We start from the raw sequence: 16,753 nt of genomic DNA, 5'->3' as shown, positions 1-16,753 counted from the left end.
GAAATGTGGAAAGGTTGGCAATATCTTTTAGATTTGCCTCTTTGTCTAAGGTGAAAAGGATAGATTCACCTGGCATCAAGGATTGTTAAAGAAAAATAAATATGGTGCGCGGCATCGTATAAAACAGGAAGGTCAAGATGACTACACTTAATTATACGGTAAGGTTTCAAAAAACCGTTTTGGCAAGTTTAATCGGGCTTTGTATAAGCCAAGCTAGTTTCGCACTCGAAGAACTTTCTGATGCGGGCTTAAGTGAAACTACAGGTGAAGGTATTGCTATCTTGCCACAGAATGCCTATATGGTATTTCGTGGTGCAGGCGCTAATGAAACCTCAAGTCAGATATTAACTGATCGTACTAAAGATACTGGTTATATCAATTATGTACCTGTCGGTCCTTTAAGTATGACAGCAGCAGATACCAATAAAAATGGCTCTGTCGATTCGGGCGATCGTGCAGTTGGTAAAGCAGATATTTTTCTTTATGGTTTAGCGCTTTCTAAATCTGATAATGATACAAATACCCGCATTGCTTCTACTGATGCGGCCGCTGCAATTTCGAGTTGGGGTACTCCGGTTAACCCATGGATATTTAAAGTTGCGACTGAAAATTCAGTGCCGAATTTTAGTGCAAATAATTGTACAGGTGCGACTGATCCTACTTGTCAGGTAACTTACTTAGCTCTAGAGGCACCTTTATATGAAGTTGGAACGAAAGATACAGCAGGTATTGATGCATATAAGCTGAAATTAGGTTTATGGTCAGATATTTTTGTCCGAAATCCAAATAAAATAAATGGTGCAGCAGACCAATTTAATTATGGCGACTCAAATGGTTTAATTGGTACGAGTACGGATGCAAGCCGTGCAAACCGTCTTCGTTTACAAGGGGTTTGGAATAACTTTAGTTTAAATGGCAGTCGTTTACAGCTTTTTCAGACATTAGGTGGAGCGACATCTGCTGGAGGAATGAGTCCTTTTTATAACGATACTTTAGGTTTAGCAGGAGTTATTCGCTTAAACAGTGGTGATGCCTCTAATTTAAGAGCAACCATCACTTCAAATACCCCAACATCTACAGTCGGGCCATGGGTAAATCGCTATAGCACCCAGTATACTGGCGCCCCAAGTAATAGTTCACCTAGCTCGGATTGGTTATATCGGATTCGCAGTCAAACTACGACGATTACTTCAACTGGTTCATGGACTGCCCCAACAGACAGCGCTATGAATAATGTATTACGTTTGAGCACGCGTGAAACTGGAACTACTCAAGGTAATTTGGTAACACCTGCAATTAATGGTGGGCTTGCTCCAACTTTTGATGCAAATGAAGGTTTATACCTTTATAACCCAAATATTAACCTTGTTTTGGGCTCGTTATATCAACCCTTAGTTTTAAGCTCAGATGGTAAAAACTTTAGTTTAGAACTTGCTCGTATCCCGAATAAACCAGAAATTTATAAGAAAATTTATACAGATTATAGCGGTGCCGACACAAGTTACTTAGGTTCAACTTGTAATATTTATCAATGTGGTACCAGTGTCACATTAGGTGGTAAAACTTATCAAGGTTCTAGTGCAACACATAGCAGTATTTCAATTGGTTCAACAGTTTATAATGCAACGAATAATACTTTAGAAGCGTTTAAAGGGAACAATACGCAAGATGCGGTCGGTATTTCATTTGGTAAATTACCTACAGGCACTGTGGCTGCTATAACGCAGACTAAAAACTTCTACCAATTGCAAAATCAGGAGCGTCGTGCAGGTAGTTATAGTTGTGGATTTTTGAACTTAAGTACTTGTTATGATACTTGGCAGTACCGTACAGCAACGGGCTGGACTGGCAATGCAGGCTCAGGTTTAAGGTTCGATTCCCAGAGTGCGAACTGGGCTAATATTGATAGTACCTCTTATTATAACCCGACAGTAAATAATACAGGGTATACCTTAGCTGATGCAGGTAATGGCGCTCAGTTTGCTGTACCAGCTGGCACACCTTTACCAGATGCACTTTATAACAATGGACGTTGGTCTACTACCACGCCAAATGCAGATATAAATACCTATAAGTTATCTGGAGCACAAATTAGTTCTGCGATTACGAATAACATGGGTTCTGCTGTTATTGATGGTGTTTTAATCCAACACTTGAAACTTACCACTAAGGGTCTATAAGAGGAGGAGATTGATATGAAAAAAATAAGTACTTTGATCCTCGCTCTTTGCGCAACAGTTACTCATGCGGAGCTGCAAACTTTAGATAATGATGCTTTACAAGCGATTAATGGCCAAGCTGGTGCTGATTTGTCTTTAATGCTTAATTTAAACCAGACCAGTAACGGTATATTTGATAATGGTAGCGGCGGCGTTTGTGAAAACGTAGAGTTCTGCCACATTGGTTTAGCAATTAATAAACGTTTTGTGCAAGCAGATGCAACTAAGCCAAGTGGTTGGGCTGAAAATAGTGATAGTGGTAATAAGCTTTGGTTGGTGTTTAAAGGTGTACAAGGAACTTTAAACATCCAAAAAATGGGTTTGGATGGTGCTGATTTGAAGTATCTTGATAAAAGTAATACTGAAATTATTAAGCCTGCTATTCAGCTTAGTTTTAGCTCAGCTCAACCGATTTTATTGCGTAATTTTGGTTTTAATGCGTTATCCATTGAGCAAGATAACTTTACAAGTTCAACAACGACCCAAGGCTCGAGTACGAATATGTATGATTATGCATATTTCAAAAAACCAACGTATGCGGCGACTGCAAACAGTGCGAATCAGCAAGTGGCCACAGCAACGCCTTCAGCCTATGATTATGGACGTGAAACAGGTTTTATGGGTTTAATGATGAACGGAAACTTGGCTATTCAAGGAAAAGTCATGGTCTTTAGCTGTGATGGTAGCCATCCTCGTTGTTAAGGGTTAATGTAGATTTCAAAGGAACTGAAGTGATGAAAAAAAATAAAGAAAATCACAGCTCAAAGTTTATTTTAAATACATTAGCAACCAGCATGTTGTTAGTGAGTGGTCAAATTTATGCTTTAGAAGCTTTAACAGATGCTGATTTGAGTGCCGTCAATGGACAAGATGGGATCTCGATTCAAACTACGTTTAATGAAATTAATATTGATAATGCTTACTGGGATGACCATGCAGGAACGCCAACAAGTGCTGATCAGGTATTAAGAGCTCAAGCAAGTGGTGTAAAAGTCCAAAAAAGTAATGCATCTAGCCAAACTTTAAGCACTAATTACCGTTTAGATGTAGGGAGTAACCCAACTACGGGTAAAACTGGACTAGACTTTTCTATGCAAAGTAGTCCATCACTTATTACAGTAAATAGCGTTAAAGTCTGTAATAGTTCAGCTACATGCTCGCCTACTTTAGGGCAGTTGGCTATTCAAACGACCTCTCCTTTAAATTTGGCACTTACAACCCAAGATGGGCTATTTAATGCAAATAGCCAGTCAAGCATGACACTTGGTATTAATAATGCCAATATTTATCTAGGGCAATTGGATGCTCGTAGTCAGCTAAATCAGTTAATTTTAAGAAATTTTAACTTTAATTTTGTTGGTAAAGGGGCCATGTTGATTGACCCAACTCGTGGCTTAGTTTTACAGACAAATACTGGAACTAATGTTGCAGGTGTAGGGCAAACTCCGAATACTACCTATGGCTATGTTGATTTTAACCGTGTAGCAGATTCAGCTTCTGGTTTAACTGCGGGTACATATGTTGACAGTAGCGGCAAAGTAACCAATTCAGGCCTGAATATTGAGGTGATGCTCAGCTCGAATGTAAATAAAGCTAACCCTTATGCTTTAGATGCAACTAATAGCCCACAAAATGCGAAAGGTTTGATTCGTTTAGGTGCTAGCGGACGTATGGTAAATAGTTATCTACAACTTCGTGGGATAGATGGTACTGCGGATACCACTACTTTAGGCACTGCAAATACAGCTGCTGGTACCAGTTCAAGTAATAGCATTTTAGGTAATTCTGGCATTGCCTTTCGTATGAAAGGTGAGTTCACTAAAGATAATGACTCAATGCTAGGTGCAGATGGTAAAGCAACCACTTTAGAAATTGGTGGAGCAGGTCTAAATGCTTATGGTTTCGAGTTTGGCAATTTAACTGGTCTTAACTCAGCTACGCGTGGTTATTTCGACAGCGGAAATATTTATCTAAATCTTGCTGATACAAAAACCTTATTAATGCCAAACAACGCAACCTTAAACGGAATCCGTTTAGGTAGTGGTACTTTAACGACAGCTGCTGATTATCAGCATAACATTCACCGTGATACGGTTACTAATCCGTTTAGCTTGATTCTTGCAATGCGTGGAGCAGAGTTTCAAGCATTTTCAAGACGTGGTCGTTTTACGACAAGTGCGAATGTCGCTCCTGCCAATCAGTTTGCAGATAATGGTGCAAACAACCAGTGGGGCTTAGCACTACCTTTTTATAATTTAAATGCTAATGCTGCTGTATATGGTTTAGACGCGCCAGCAAATAGTACTTATTACTATACAAAAGATGCCAATGGTAAACCTGTCCAGAATGTTGTTGCGGCATCTGGAACGACTTCACGTTTGGGTTTTGGTATTGCAGCTGGAACTACTGGACGTGATGCGACTGGAACCAAAACGACCTCAATTTTATTAATTGATGGTTCTCCAAATGCTAATAATGGCGGTAGTCCTACTGATTATTACATGGGGTTACGTAACATTGATATGTTCGTTAAAGGCAATGGAAGCATCGGTTTAGAAAATGGCAGTCTTAACATTAGTTTAAAAGAGATGCTACTTGCTTTATCAACTGAAATTGCAGCAGGGTATTTACCGGGGGCAAAATATAAAACTTGTCCAGCTACCGGTTCATGTACCTCACCAATTGATAACTTTGCCAGAAATAATGATGTCTTATTTGGTCTAAAACTGCGTTTAGGCGGAGATCTTAACTTATCGATCGTGCCAAACAGTTCAATTGCAGACGGTAGTGCTCTAACTGTACTGGGCGATTTCACCATGCCTGCCACAGCAACTGGAAATACGGTTCAAATTAGTGATCCGATCGATGGTTCTGCAATTGGCTTTGATAATATTACTGGAAAGCTTGCGTTTAATACTGCTTTAGTTGTTGGTAAAGACAGTACAAGTGGTTTAGGTAAAGTTGGCGTAAATACGGCGGTTTATTTTAATCCTGATAAGAGTATTGACGGCGCATTACGTGTTAAAGATATTAATTTCTATCCTCCATCAACTGGTGCAGGTGCACGTTTAGGTGAGCTTGCGATTACTGGTGGACGTTTAAATAGTAGCTTTAGTATTGTTCCTAGAAATGGTGCTTTTAACTAATAAAGAAAAGTGGCGATATCGCCACTTTTTATAAAAAATTTATTTTGAATGTGATTGGGTTTGCATTCGTCGGGTTATAGGGATAATTGCTTTGTACTTGAATATTATTCTGATAGTCTGAACAAATAATAAGCGTTTGTCTCTTAAGGATTAGAGCGACATGAAGAATAAAAATATAGGGTGCTGGTTGCTACTTGCCAGTAGTTCAAGTGTTTTTGCAATGCAGCCTTTAGATGATCAAAGTCTTGCGGCCGCGACGGGTCAAAATGGTTTAACCTTAGGTATTCAGGCTGATAAAGTTAAATTTAATCAAGTCGCTCTGATTGATACAAACGGTATTGCTTCAACTTCATATAACAGTAAGGCTGGCTTTGTCATTGCAGGAAATTCTACAAATCCAGTTCCTGGCATAGAGTTTATTAAAGCTACGGTATCGAGTAATCCTTCTTTTAATATTGCAATGGATGTCGATGCTGGTGGTGGAAATCCTTTTTTAAATTTAGCTGTATCTATGGGGAGTGATGTAAACGGTATTCGACTTTTACCTTTTTCAGTTTATTTAGCTCCAAGTGCATCTTTATCTAGTCCATCTGATTATGCATTAACAAGTTATGCACCAAAATCAATTTTTAGTTCAGGAACGACAGTCAATACGGGTGTAAAAGAGCTGATCCGTTCTACTGGCAATTTAGATATTAACTTTGTACAAACCAATAAACCTCGTTTAAATATTCAGCTTGGCCATGCTGCTCAATCAGTTATGGTTAAATTTGGGGGGGCAATTCAATCTATTTGTTCTGCTGCTACAGGTTGTCCAATTACTTTAGTGTCCGATAATACAGGTGCTACATTTGGATTTAAATTTGCGGGCACAAATACCTCAACTGGTTTTGTGCTTGATGGTTTCTATGCAGGTGTTGATCCAACTGGATTAACTTTTGGAAATACAGGCGTATCAAGTAAATTTGATGCTTCACTTAATAATGTCACTTTAGGAAATATGGGTACTCAAAATACAACAACATTTAATAATTTACCGAATGGCTCAATGGGGAGTTTTGGTGTCACTGGCGTTTCTGTAACTGACTTTAAAATGAAAGTAAGCGGCTTTTAAAAAAAGAATAATAGCTTAACCTGAAATACGAAAGAGGGCGGTTGTAAAAACAATCGCCCTCTTTTTTTTGACTATATTGCGTTAAATGTTTTCTGATCTGGTGTGTTCTAATTGTTGAACAATTTCATCCAAAGCTTTAATACGTTTAACTTGGTCCCATAATTCTTTCGCTTGAGGGTAGGCTTTGGTCATCATTCCTAACCATTGCTTATAACGACCAACCATACCAATTTCTGTCTTTGCCTGACCGTTTAAAAAGCGAATTTGTAAATCAACCAGTTGTTCCCAACTAAATAACGCTTCATCCATGTTTTGGCGAATGCATTGGGTTAAATCTGGAGTCGTTACCGCACCACGGCCAATCATTAAGTCTTCACAACCAGACTGTTGCTGACAGGCTCTAGCATCAGCATTGGTCCAGATTTCACCATTCGCAATGACATTAATTTTTAAAGCTTCTTTAATCGGTAGAATTTTTTCCCAATAAGCTGGTGGCGTGTAACCGTCTGCTTTAGTACGAGCATGAACCGTTAACCAACTTGCACCAGCATCTTCAACAGCATGGGCATTTTCCATGGTGTGATTTTCATCGAGATAACCTAAACGCATTTTTGCTGAAACAGGGATGTGTGCAGGTAGTGCATCTCTCACTGCTTTAATGAGCATATGTACAACATCAGGTTCATCAAGAAGAACAGAGCCACCTCGGTGTCGATTTACAGTTTTTGCAGGACAACCGAAATTTAGATCAATTGCTGGTGCACCAAGCTCTACAACTTTTGCTGCATTTGCTGCCAGCATATCTGGGTTGTTACCTAAGAACTGGACATGAACAGGCGTTCCAGCAGCTGTTTTACCATCGTTCTTTAACTCAGGGCAAAAACTATAGTAAATATGGTCTGGCAAAATGCTGTCTGTAACTCGAATAAACTCGGTCACACACCAGTCGAAATGACCAACAGATGTGAGTGTATCCCGCATGATCGGGTCAGTTAAACCTTCCATTGGAGCGAGTATGAGTTTCACAGTCTGTGTCACCTGAGCAAAAAGAAAACAGCGTTATACGGGATATGTATAACGCTGTCTAGTATCGAAGAAATTTTAATTTACTTAACGGCCCAAGATCATCTCAAGCACAAATTTACTACCAATAAAACCAATAGCCAAAAGCACAAAACCAATTAAGGTAAAACGAATCGCTTTTTGACCTCTCCAGCCAAGTTTGTAATGGCCAATTAAGAGTGAGCCATAGATAAACCAAGAAATAATACTAAATACAGTCTTATGAGCGAGATGCTGTGCAAAGAAGCTATCGATTGTCAAGAAACCAAAAGTGAGTGCAATTGTTAATAAAATAAAGCCAGTAATGATCAGATCAAATAACAAAGACTCCATCGCCTGAATTGGCGGAAGTAAATTGACCCAAAAGCGTTTTTTTTGTTTCTTTTTGAGTTCACGATTTTGGAACCAGAGCAAAATAGCGTGAATGGTTGCCATCAATAAAACTGCATAGGCAGAAAGTGAAAGAATAATATGAGTATCTAAGCCTAACGAATGCTGCTCAATAAATTGATCTGGTCGACTGAATCCAAAACCTAAAATTAGACCAATAGCCGCTACAGGAATGCCTAATAAATTTAGCGGTACGATGGGACGAAAAATACTAAAAATTAAACTTAACAACAGCATAAGCCACGATGTAAACGATACTAAATTAAAAACATCGTAGTTAATTCCGGCTGGTGTCAGCATGGCGTGACATAAAACTGTACCGTGCAACAGGAGCGCCAAAGTTGCAACAAAAGCAAATAACCATGGGTTTGGTTCACGTTTTGACATTAAACGAATAAACAGATACCAGAAAGAAGTGGTATATGCGATGAGTGCCAAAATTGTGTAAACCAAGGGGAGGCTAATCATGTCAAACCTTTTTCAGGATTAATTCATCTATATAAGATATAAATTCGCTGCGAACTAAAGTATCCTATAGCATTCTATGCATAAATTTTCTATTTCGAGAAAGATTTTTTTGCAACTAGCCATTTTAAGCGGATTTTGCAATGTTTGATACCTTAACAGAACGACTCACACAGAGTTTAAGAAATGTTACTGGCTCAGGGCAGCTGACCGAAGACAATATTAAAGATACCTTACGTGAAGTACGTATGGCACTTCTTGAAGCCGATGTCGCGTTACCTGTAACTCGTGAATTTATCGCGAAAGTTAAGGAAGAGGCATTGGGCCAAGAAGTGATGACTCAGTTATCACCAGGCCAGGCATTTGTAAAAATCGTCTATGACGAACTCACCAAGATGATGGGTGAGGCGAATGAAACACTTGATTTAAGTGCTAAGCCTCCCGTTGTTGTATTACTTGCTGGTTTACAAGGTGCGGGTAAAACGACAACTGCCGCTAAGTTGGCACGTTTCTTAAAAGAACGTCAAAAGAAAAAAGTAATGACGGTTTCTGCCGACGTTTACCGTCCGGCAGCAATTAAACAGTTAGAAACTGTGTCAGCAGAAGTTGGTGCAGGTTTTATTGCATCAGATGCTTCTGAAAAGCCAATTGATATCGTTAATCGTGCAATTGAACAAGCAAAAATCCAGTTTGCTGATGTGTTAATTGTCGATACCGCAGGTCGTTTGCATGTCGATGAAGACATGATGGACGAAATTAAAGAATTACATGCTGCCGTTAAGCCGACTGAAACCTTATTCGTGGTTGATGCCATGACAGGTCAGGATGCTGCAAATACAGCTAAAGCGTTTAATGATGCATTAGCACTTACAGGTGTGATTCTTACTAAAACTGATGGTGATGCACGTGGTGGTGCTGCGCTTTCTGTACGTGCAATTACGGGTAAGCCAATCAAGTTCTTAGGTATGGGTGAGAAGCTTGATGCTTTAGAACCATTCCATCCGGATCGTGTTGCTCAACGTATTTTAGGCATGGGTGACGTACTTTCTTTAGTCGAGGAAGTTGAACGTAAAATCGACAAAGAAAAAGCCGAAAAAATGGCTAAAAAATTGCAAAAAGGCGGCAGCTTCAACTTTGAAGATATGCTGATGCAATTTGAGCAAATGAAAAGTATGGGCGGCATGATGGGCTTCTTAGATAAGTTGCCTGGCATGAGCGGTGCAGGAATTCAGCAGGCTATTGAGCAAGCAAATCCTGAAAAACAGGTCAAGAAAATGGAAGCTATTATCCAGTCAATGACCGTTAAAGAACGCCGTAATCCAGACTTGATGAACCCAAGCCGTAAAAAACGTATTGCCGCGGGTTGTGGTATGGATGTTGCTGAAGTGAATAAACTCATTAAGCAACAAGCACAAATGGCTAAAATGATGAAGAAATTTGCGAATCCATCTGGTATGAGCAAAATGATGCGTTCATTAGGCAATATGCAAAAACAATTTGGTGGCGGCGGTGGTGGTGGAATGGGCCCACTGTTTGGCAACAACGACCAAAAGAAATAAACTTATAAAATAAAAGGCGCTGATAGCGCCTTTTATTTTGTTCTGTGTTTTAGTCTTTAGGATAATGAGCAATATATTGTTGTAGTCCTTTGAGCAAAAGATCTGTTTCTACGACTGGATCATATTTTTTCAAGAACTTAGCAAAAAGAGGTGCATCTCCACCCGTAAGGAGCAATTTTTTAGGAGATTGCTGCATAATGCTTTCAATTGTACTAATCAGACCTAACAAAATACCGTGGTGTACAGCATCGACTGTGTTATTGCCCGGGTTTAAATTATCAAAAGCTGAGTCTGGAATTTTAATGCCTTTAGTATTTTGAATGAGTGCATCGCGCTGCAAATATAAATTAGGGAGAATATAACCTCCTAAATGTTGTTTGCCTTGCGTTAAATCAATCGTTAAGGCTGTTCCACATCCAATAATACAATAGTTTTCATCTGTTTGAGCTACAGCGAGTACTTGTAGCCAACGGTCAATCCCGAGCTGACTTGGTACTTCATAGCCACACTTTAACTCAGCATATTCAGCATGTACTTTGGCAAAAACAATTGGAATTTCAAGCCATTTTAAAATCTGCTGAATACGTTGGTTGTTTTCAGTATCGAGTACTGAGGAAATCCCAATGCGATGCAGACCTTGATGTTTAAAGTGTTGAATTAAACCCAATAATAAATCGGCAGGGGACTGTAAATGTAGCTCAGCTGCATGTTCAATAATCTGCTGATTTTCAGTAATCCAATACTTTAAACGGGTGTTCCCGATATCAAGCCATAAACTTTTCATGGAAGAACACCTGTTTATTGATTCACTTGCGGTCTTAAGCGACCTTGATAAAACTGCTGAGGTTCAGGAGTTTCAAGAATTACTGCACCTTCATTGGATATTCCAACAAAACGACCATGAACCAGTCCCTGACTATGTTCGAACTGCACCAACTGATTAAGCCATGCAGCGTGGTGGTTAAAACGTCCAGCCAAGTTGTAGCAACCATGATCAAACCAACGAGCTGCATTTTGAATCGCCACATAAAGCTCTGAAATAAGTTCAAGACGACTCATTTGTTCTAGGCCTAAATCCTCTAGAGAGGTAATCGGTTGGTCACTATCAGTCACTGGTGGTGTTTTTAAATTAATACCTACGCCCACAATAGCTTGATGCTGGGAAAGCGGTTCGACCAAAATTCCACCCCATTTTCCATGCGTACTATACAAATCATTTGGCCATTTCACTTGCAAATTCAGCGATTGTAACTGCGGGATTTGCAAAATATTCAGAGCAACTTCAAGTGCTAAGCGACCATCTAAGGGTGTTCGAGTTTGCACCAATGTGCTTAAATAAATGTTTCCTTCAGGTGAAATCCATTGCCGTTGATGTTGACCTCGCCCTTGAGTTTGTTGAGCACTGCAAACCAAGCCCGTTGTAATGCCTTTTTGGGCAATTTCACGAATATCATCATTGGTCGAAGTTGTGGTTGCTTTTAATAAAACCACTTCTGGAAGCTGGTTTTTTGCGCTTAAAAGTTGTTGTAGTTGGCGAGTCTCTAAATCCATGTTGAATATGAGCAGAGTGGTAAAACATTTATGGAGTTAATCATATATTTACTCATTGGCGCAATTGCTGGTTTTACTGCCGGATTGTTTGGAGTTGGTGGTGGACTAATTATTGTACCAATCCTCTATGTGGTTTTTACCCAGTTGCACTATGACCCAGCAGTAATCATGCATATTGCAGTCGGAACATCGCTTGCAACGATTATTGTGACATCGTTTAGTTCAGTTTCGGCCCATCATAAAAAGGGTGCAGTTCTTTGGCCTGTTTTTCGTAATTTAGCACCTGGACTGGTGATTGGTTCATTTTTAGGAGCGGGTATTGCCGATTTGATGTCTGGTCAGCATTTACAGCTCCTTATTGGTGTTTTTGCGGTTGTTATGGCCTATCGTATGTTTAAAGGGGCAAATGTGGTTGTTGACCCAACACGTCAGCTTCCTTCAACACCTATGCAATTTATGGCGGGTGGTGGCATTGGTATTGCCTCTGCAATTTTTGGTATTGGAGGCGGTAGCTTAACTGTTCCTTATTTAAACCGTCATGGCGTGGTCATGCAAAAAGCAGTCGCGACTTCTGCCGCTTGTGGTTTGCCAATCGCTATTGCGGGTGCAATTGGTTTTATGTGGTTTGGTGCCAAAGAACACATCTCTGTACCTAACACGATTGGTTATGTGCATATCTATGCGTTTATTGGCATTAGTGTCATGAGTTTTGTTACAGCGAAGTTTGGCGCAAAAGTTGCTCATGCGTTGTCACCACAAATGTTGAAAAAATGCTTTGCCTGTTTATTAGTGGTGGTGGGTAGTTATTTTATTTATAAAGGGATTATGCACTAGAAAATAAAATATTAATCTTGCTAGAACTACGATTTATGAGCTTGAGTTTTTAGAAATTCGAGCTTTTTTTATTCAATAAAATAAGAACATTTGGGGTTTTTATTCATCCGATTTTGGTGTTGTTTTTAAATGGGTTGGCTTAAAATGCAATAAAATTGTCAGACAATGACATAGTTTTTAATCGGTACGATCAGTTAAAAACAAGGATGCGAAAGAAAAGCATGGATTAATGCATATAAAAAGTAGCGGGTGATTTATGAATCTCGAAGAGACAGAAAGTCTTTCTGAGCAAATTGTCAAATATATTAGCGAACAGATCATTAGTGGTGAGCTGGTTGAAGGCGAGCGTATTCAAGAATTACGTATTGCCAAAGAGCTTGATGTAAGCCGAGGGTCAGTTCGTGAAGCATTGTTATTATTAGAGCGTACTCATTTAATTGAGATATTTCCACGCCGCGGGGCAATTGTTTCAGAAATGTCTGCACAGCAGGTTAAAGCACTGTTTGACACAAACGTGATGTTATTGGGGCATATTGTTCAACGCATCAGTGAAACATGGCGCGCACATGAAGCAGATCAATTGCAGCTATTGTTAGAACAACTTCTTGAACATGTAAAAGCAGGTGATATCGAAAAATTTTATGATGGTGTTTTTCAATATCTCGCTGAACAGCAAGATATGGTAGGTAATCCTTACCTAATGAAGTTCTATAAAGAGTTACTACCTTCACTACGTCGCAGTTATTTTTTGACCTTAAATACCTCTAAGCGGGAACTACAAGAAGCATTTGCATTATTTAAACTCGTGACTGATGCAATTTTGATCCGAAAATCACAACAAGCCGCTTTATTTATGGAAGATTTTTGTCGACACTTACGTAACCTTGTGTTGGAATCGCTGACACGAATGAAACAGATTGAATTGGCCTGGGCAAGACGCTCACGCCGCTAGTTAGGGCATTATGCGTTTAAGCAGTTTAAAACTTTCCGGCTTTAAATCTTTTGCAGATAGTACAACTTTAAATTTTAAGGCGAACCGCACAGCAGTGGTTGGTCCAAATGGTTGTGGCAAATCAAATGTAATTGATGCCATTCGATGGGTGATGGGTGAATCAAATGCTCGTCAGCTACGTGGTGGTAGCATGCAAGATGTTATTTTTACAGGAACCTCCAAGCGTAAGCCAGTGGGTGTGGCGAGTGTTGAGCTACGTTTTGATAATACCTATGGCAAATTGGGCGGGTCATATAATGCCTATAATGAGCTAGCGGTTCGCCGTCAGGTCACCCGTGAAGGTAAGTCCGAATATTTCTTAAATGGCACACGTTGCCGCCGCCGTGATATCACTGATATTTTCTTAGGAACAGGGTTAGGGCCGCGTTCATATGCAGTGATTGAACAAGGCATGATTAACCGTTTGGTTGATGCCAAACCTGAAGAAATGCGCATCTTTATTGAAGAGGCTGCAGGTGTTTCACGCTATCAAGCCCGTCGACGCGAAACCTTGCAACATCTTGAACATACTGAGCAAAACCTTTCACGTTTAGAAGATATTGCCCTAGAATTAAAATCGCAGCTTAAGACGCTTAAACGTCAATCCGAAGCAGCGGTTCAATATAAAACTCTGGAAAGCCAGATTCGGATCCTAAAAATTGAAATTTTGTCTTTTCAGGCAGATAAAAGCGTACGCTTACAAGAAGAATATACAGTTCAAATGAATGAACTGGGTGAAACTTTTAAATTGGTTCGCTCAGAGTTAAGTACGATTGAACATGATTTAGAAGCAACCAGCGCTTTATTTCAGCGACTTATTCAGCAATCTTCACCGTTACAACAAGAATGGCAACAAGCTGAGAAAAAACTATCTGAACTGAAAATGACTCTGGAACAAAAACAGAGTTTATACCAGCAAAATAGTATGACTCTCGTTCAGTTAGAACAGCAAAAATTCCAAACTAAAGAACGTTTACAACTTTCTGAATTGCAACTTGAAACACTGAATAATCAGTTAGATGAACAAACTGAATCATTAACTGGAATTGAGCATACTGCAACGGAAGCTGAACAAAACTTTGCTGATTTACAATCTCAGCAAAAACAAGCACAACAACAGTTTGAACAAATAAAAGCTCAGGTTGAAAAACAACAGCAGCAAAAAATGCAGATGTCTGCCCAAATTGAGCAGTTAGGCAAAAATGTTCACCGCATTGAACAGCAAAAAGAAACGTTGCAACATCAAGCAAGTCAGATTCAATCGCATGTTCATGAAGATGAGCAGGGCGAATTTGAGCAACTACAGCAGCAATTACGTCGTGAAATCTCGACTTTAGAGGCTGAAATTGAGCAGTATGTGCAACAGATTGAACAGTCTCAACAAGCGCATCAGACAACAAAAAATCAGCAACAAACGCTAAAAACAGAAATACAGGTTTTATTATCTGAGCAGAAAAACTTAAGCCAGCTTGTTGCTAAACAAAGTCCAAAGCAACATCAAGATACACTACGTTTAATGCAGGCTCTACAGTTAACGGAGCAAGGCAAGCCACATGCACAGATTGTTGAAAAGTTTTTAGCAAAATGGTTGCAGGCACATATTCTTGAAACTGAACAAGCCTTTCAGGAAGGAATTGCTCGCCAGTTAAAACCTTCAGAGCAAACGAGTCAATTTAAAGGTAATTTAGCCTGTTTAAATGACTGGATTGAGTCTCCACAGCTATCAATCTTTTCGAATGTAGTGATTGCACAAGATTTGGCAGTTGCTTTAAATGAGCAAAAGCAACTGCAATATGGTCAGTCTATTTTGACTTTAGATGGTTATCATATCGGGCAGGATTGGGTGATTGCCCTTATGTATGATGATGAAAGTCAAAGTGCGCAAGGTATGCTGAGCCATCGCATTCGTCTAGATGAAATTGAACAAGCCCTTGAAAAGCAACAACCTGAATTACAAGCATTAGATCAAATTTTAGTTCAGCAAAAAGATGAACTAGGGCAGTTGCAGTCTGACTTGCAGCAGAAACAGCAAGTTGTTAAACAAAAACAAAAAGACTTACAACAGCTTGATGTGCAAATTGCTAAACAGCAAACCGCAGCACAAGCCTTTTTACTGCAAAAACAACAATTGAAAGATCAGTTAGCTCAGCTAGACATGCAGCTTGAAGAAGATGCAATGCAAAAAGACGATCTTGAAATTGATTTGCATGCTCTAGCAATCAAACTTGAAACCATTTTACCTGATTATAAAACTTTGCAATTCCGGGTAGAAGAGTTAACGGAACAGTTAGAAGAACAGCAACAAGCTCTACAACATCAGCAGCAAGAACGCGAGATTTTACGTCGTAGTAGTACGCAAACCACACAACAAATCGAGTTGCTTGAAAAAGATATCTCGTTCTTGCAAAGTCAATATCAGCAGATTAATGCTCAAATGGAGCAGGCGAAAAAATTTGTTGACCCTATTCAGTTAGAGTTACCAAATCTTGAGTCAGAATTTCAGCAACAATTTGCTCAAACTGAAAAGTTGCAAAAGAACTGGAATGAATGGCAGCTTGAACTCAATAGTGTGCAGGAAAAACAACAAACCCTGACAGATCAGCGTCATCAATATCAACAAAAAGATGAACAACTCAGAGAGCAACTTGAAGAGAAGCGTTTGGCATGGCAAGCGGCTAAGTCAGATCGTGAACATTACCAAGAACAGCTTAAAGAGTTAAATGCCGAAGTCCAAAAAGGTTTACAAATTGATTTAACTGAGCACCAGCAAAAACTGGAAAAAGTACAGAAACAGTTTGAAAAAATCGGTGCGGTAAACCTTGCGGCTTCACAAGAATTTGAAGAGGTTTCTCAGCGTTTTGATGAGTTGAGTCACCAGATTCAAGATTTGGAAAATACGGTAACTCAACTAAAAGATGCGATGAAAAGCATTGATCAGGAAACCCGTAAGTTGTTTATGACAACGTTTGATCAGATTAATCAAGAGTTGCAAAATCTGTTTCCAAAGGTCTTTAATGGTGGTGAGGCGAGTTTAAGCCTTGAAGATGACTGGCAATCTGGTGTTAAACTGATGGCTAGACCACCGGGTAAGAAAAATAGTTCTCTAGCATTACTTTCCGGTGGAGAAAAGGCGTTAACAGCGTTAGCATTAGTATTTGCGATTTTTAGATTAAATCCGGCACCGTTCTGTGTGTTAGATGAAGTGGACGCACCACTTGATGATGCGAATGTTCAGAGATATTGTAATTTGGTAAAAGAGCTTTCTGAACATGTACAATTCATTTACATTACACATAATAAGCTGGCGATGACCATGGCAACTGATTTGTTGGGTGTGACCATGCCTGAACCGGGTACATCAAAATTAGTCACTGTCGATTTAGAACAGGCAAAAGAATACGGGTTAGTTTCGGAGTCATAGA

Annotated in this window: 12 protein-coding genes; 8 read left to right on the top strand and 4 right to left on the bottom strand. The window is 39.5% G+C overall.

Translation table 11 applies throughout. The annotated features are described in order from the left end of the window. Positions 1-137 precede the first annotated feature (137 nt). The 4 genes from AOLE_RS15720 to AOLE_RS15705 all read left to right on the top strand — a co-directional run bounded on the left by AOLE_RS15720 (position 138) and on the right by AOLE_RS15705 (position 6,479). The gene (locus tag AOLE_RS15720; RefSeq protein WP_013198824.1) at positions 138-2,180 is read left to right on the top strand and encodes a hypothetical protein; all 2,043 of its coding nucleotides are present in this window, start codon (positions 138-140) and stop codon (positions 2,178-2,180) included. Between the two features lie 15 nt (positions 2,181-2,195). Next, positions 2,196-2,921 (top strand): DUF6160 family protein, encoded by a 726-nt coding sequence (locus tag AOLE_RS15715; protein ID WP_013198823.1) that lies wholly within the window; start codon positions 2,196-2,198, stop codon positions 2,919-2,921. Between the two features lie 32 nt (positions 2,922-2,953). After that, on the top strand, positions 2,954-5,365 hold the full coding sequence (locus AOLE_RS15710) for a DUF6160 family protein (protein WP_013198822.1): 2,412 nt from the start codon (positions 2,954-2,956) through the stop codon (positions 5,363-5,365). Between the two features lie 160 nt (positions 5,366-5,525). Then, positions 5,526-6,479: a DUF6160 family protein gene (locus AOLE_RS15705; protein ID WP_013198821.1), complete on the top strand. Its 954-nt coding sequence runs from the start codon at positions 5,526-5,528 to the stop codon at positions 6,477-6,479. Between the two features lie 81 nt (positions 6,480-6,560). Here the strand turns inward: AOLE_RS15705 and AOLE_RS15700 are convergent, their stop codons facing one another. Both AOLE_RS15700 and AOLE_RS15695 read right to left on the bottom strand, forming a co-directional pair. Beyond that, positions 6,561-7,505, bottom strand: coding sequence for a tRNA dihydrouridine synthase (locus AOLE_RS15700; protein WP_023274313.1), 945 nt, complete (start codon positions 7,503-7,505; stop codon positions 6,561-6,563). A gap of 84 nt (positions 7,506-7,589) precedes the next feature. Beyond that, positions 7,590-8,399 carry a cytochrome C assembly family protein gene (locus AOLE_RS15695; protein ID WP_013198819.1) on the bottom strand — a complete coding sequence of 270 codons (810 nt, stop codon included), beginning with the start codon at positions 8,397-8,399 and terminating at the stop codon, positions 7,590-7,592. Positions 8,400-8,539: 140 nt separating this feature from the next. Between AOLE_RS15695 and ffh the strand changes: the two genes are divergently transcribed. Beyond that, positions 8,540-9,955, top strand: coding sequence for a signal recognition particle protein (gene ffh, locus AOLE_RS15690; protein WP_004794257.1), 1,416 nt, complete (start codon positions 8,540-8,542; stop codon positions 9,953-9,955). A gap of 49 nt (positions 9,956-10,004) precedes the next feature. Here ffh and AOLE_RS15685 read toward each other — a convergent pair whose 3' ends face one another. Together AOLE_RS15685 and AOLE_RS15680 are read right to left on the bottom strand one after the other, a co-directional pair. After that, positions 10,005-10,739, bottom strand: coding sequence for a pantothenate kinase (locus tag AOLE_RS15685; protein WP_013198818.1), 735 nt, complete (start codon positions 10,737-10,739; stop codon positions 10,005-10,007). A 14-nt stretch (positions 10,740-10,753) separates the two neighbouring features. Continuing rightward, positions 10,754-11,506: a biotin--[acetyl-CoA-carboxylase] ligase gene (locus AOLE_RS15680; protein WP_013198817.1), complete on the bottom strand. Its 753-nt coding sequence runs from the start codon at positions 11,504-11,506 to the stop codon at positions 10,754-10,756. Between the two features lie 30 nt (positions 11,507-11,536). Here AOLE_RS15680 and AOLE_RS15675 point away from each other — a divergent pair, with 30 nt between their 5' ends. The 3 genes from AOLE_RS15675 to smc all read left to right on the top strand — a co-directional run bounded on the left by AOLE_RS15675 (position 11,537) and on the right by smc (position 16,752). After that, positions 11,537-12,340 carry a sulfite exporter TauE/SafE family protein gene (locus AOLE_RS15675; RefSeq protein WP_004794252.1) on the top strand — a complete coding sequence of 268 codons (804 nt, stop codon included), beginning with the start codon at positions 11,537-11,539 and terminating at the stop codon, positions 12,338-12,340. Positions 12,341-12,596: 256 nt separating this feature from the next. Continuing rightward, complete coding sequence (locus tag AOLE_RS15670; protein ID WP_004794249.1) at positions 12,597-13,292, top strand: GntR family transcriptional regulator; 696 nt, start codon at positions 12,597-12,599, stop codon at positions 13,290-13,292. A 10-nt stretch (positions 13,293-13,302) separates the two neighbouring features. Further along, on the top strand, positions 13,303-16,752 hold the full coding sequence (smc, locus tag AOLE_RS15665; protein ID WP_013198816.1) for a chromosome segregation protein SMC: 3,450 nt from the start codon (positions 13,303-13,305) through the stop codon (positions 16,750-16,752). The last annotated feature ends 1 nt before the right edge of the window (position 16,753 follow it).

This window comes from Acinetobacter oleivorans DR1 (genome assembly GCF_000196795.1).
Taxonomy (GTDB): domain Bacteria; phylum Pseudomonadota; class Gammaproteobacteria; order Pseudomonadales; family Moraxellaceae; genus Acinetobacter; species Acinetobacter oleivorans.
Note: the sequence above shows the minus strand (reverse complement) of the source record. Positions and strands in the feature narration are given on the sequence as shown.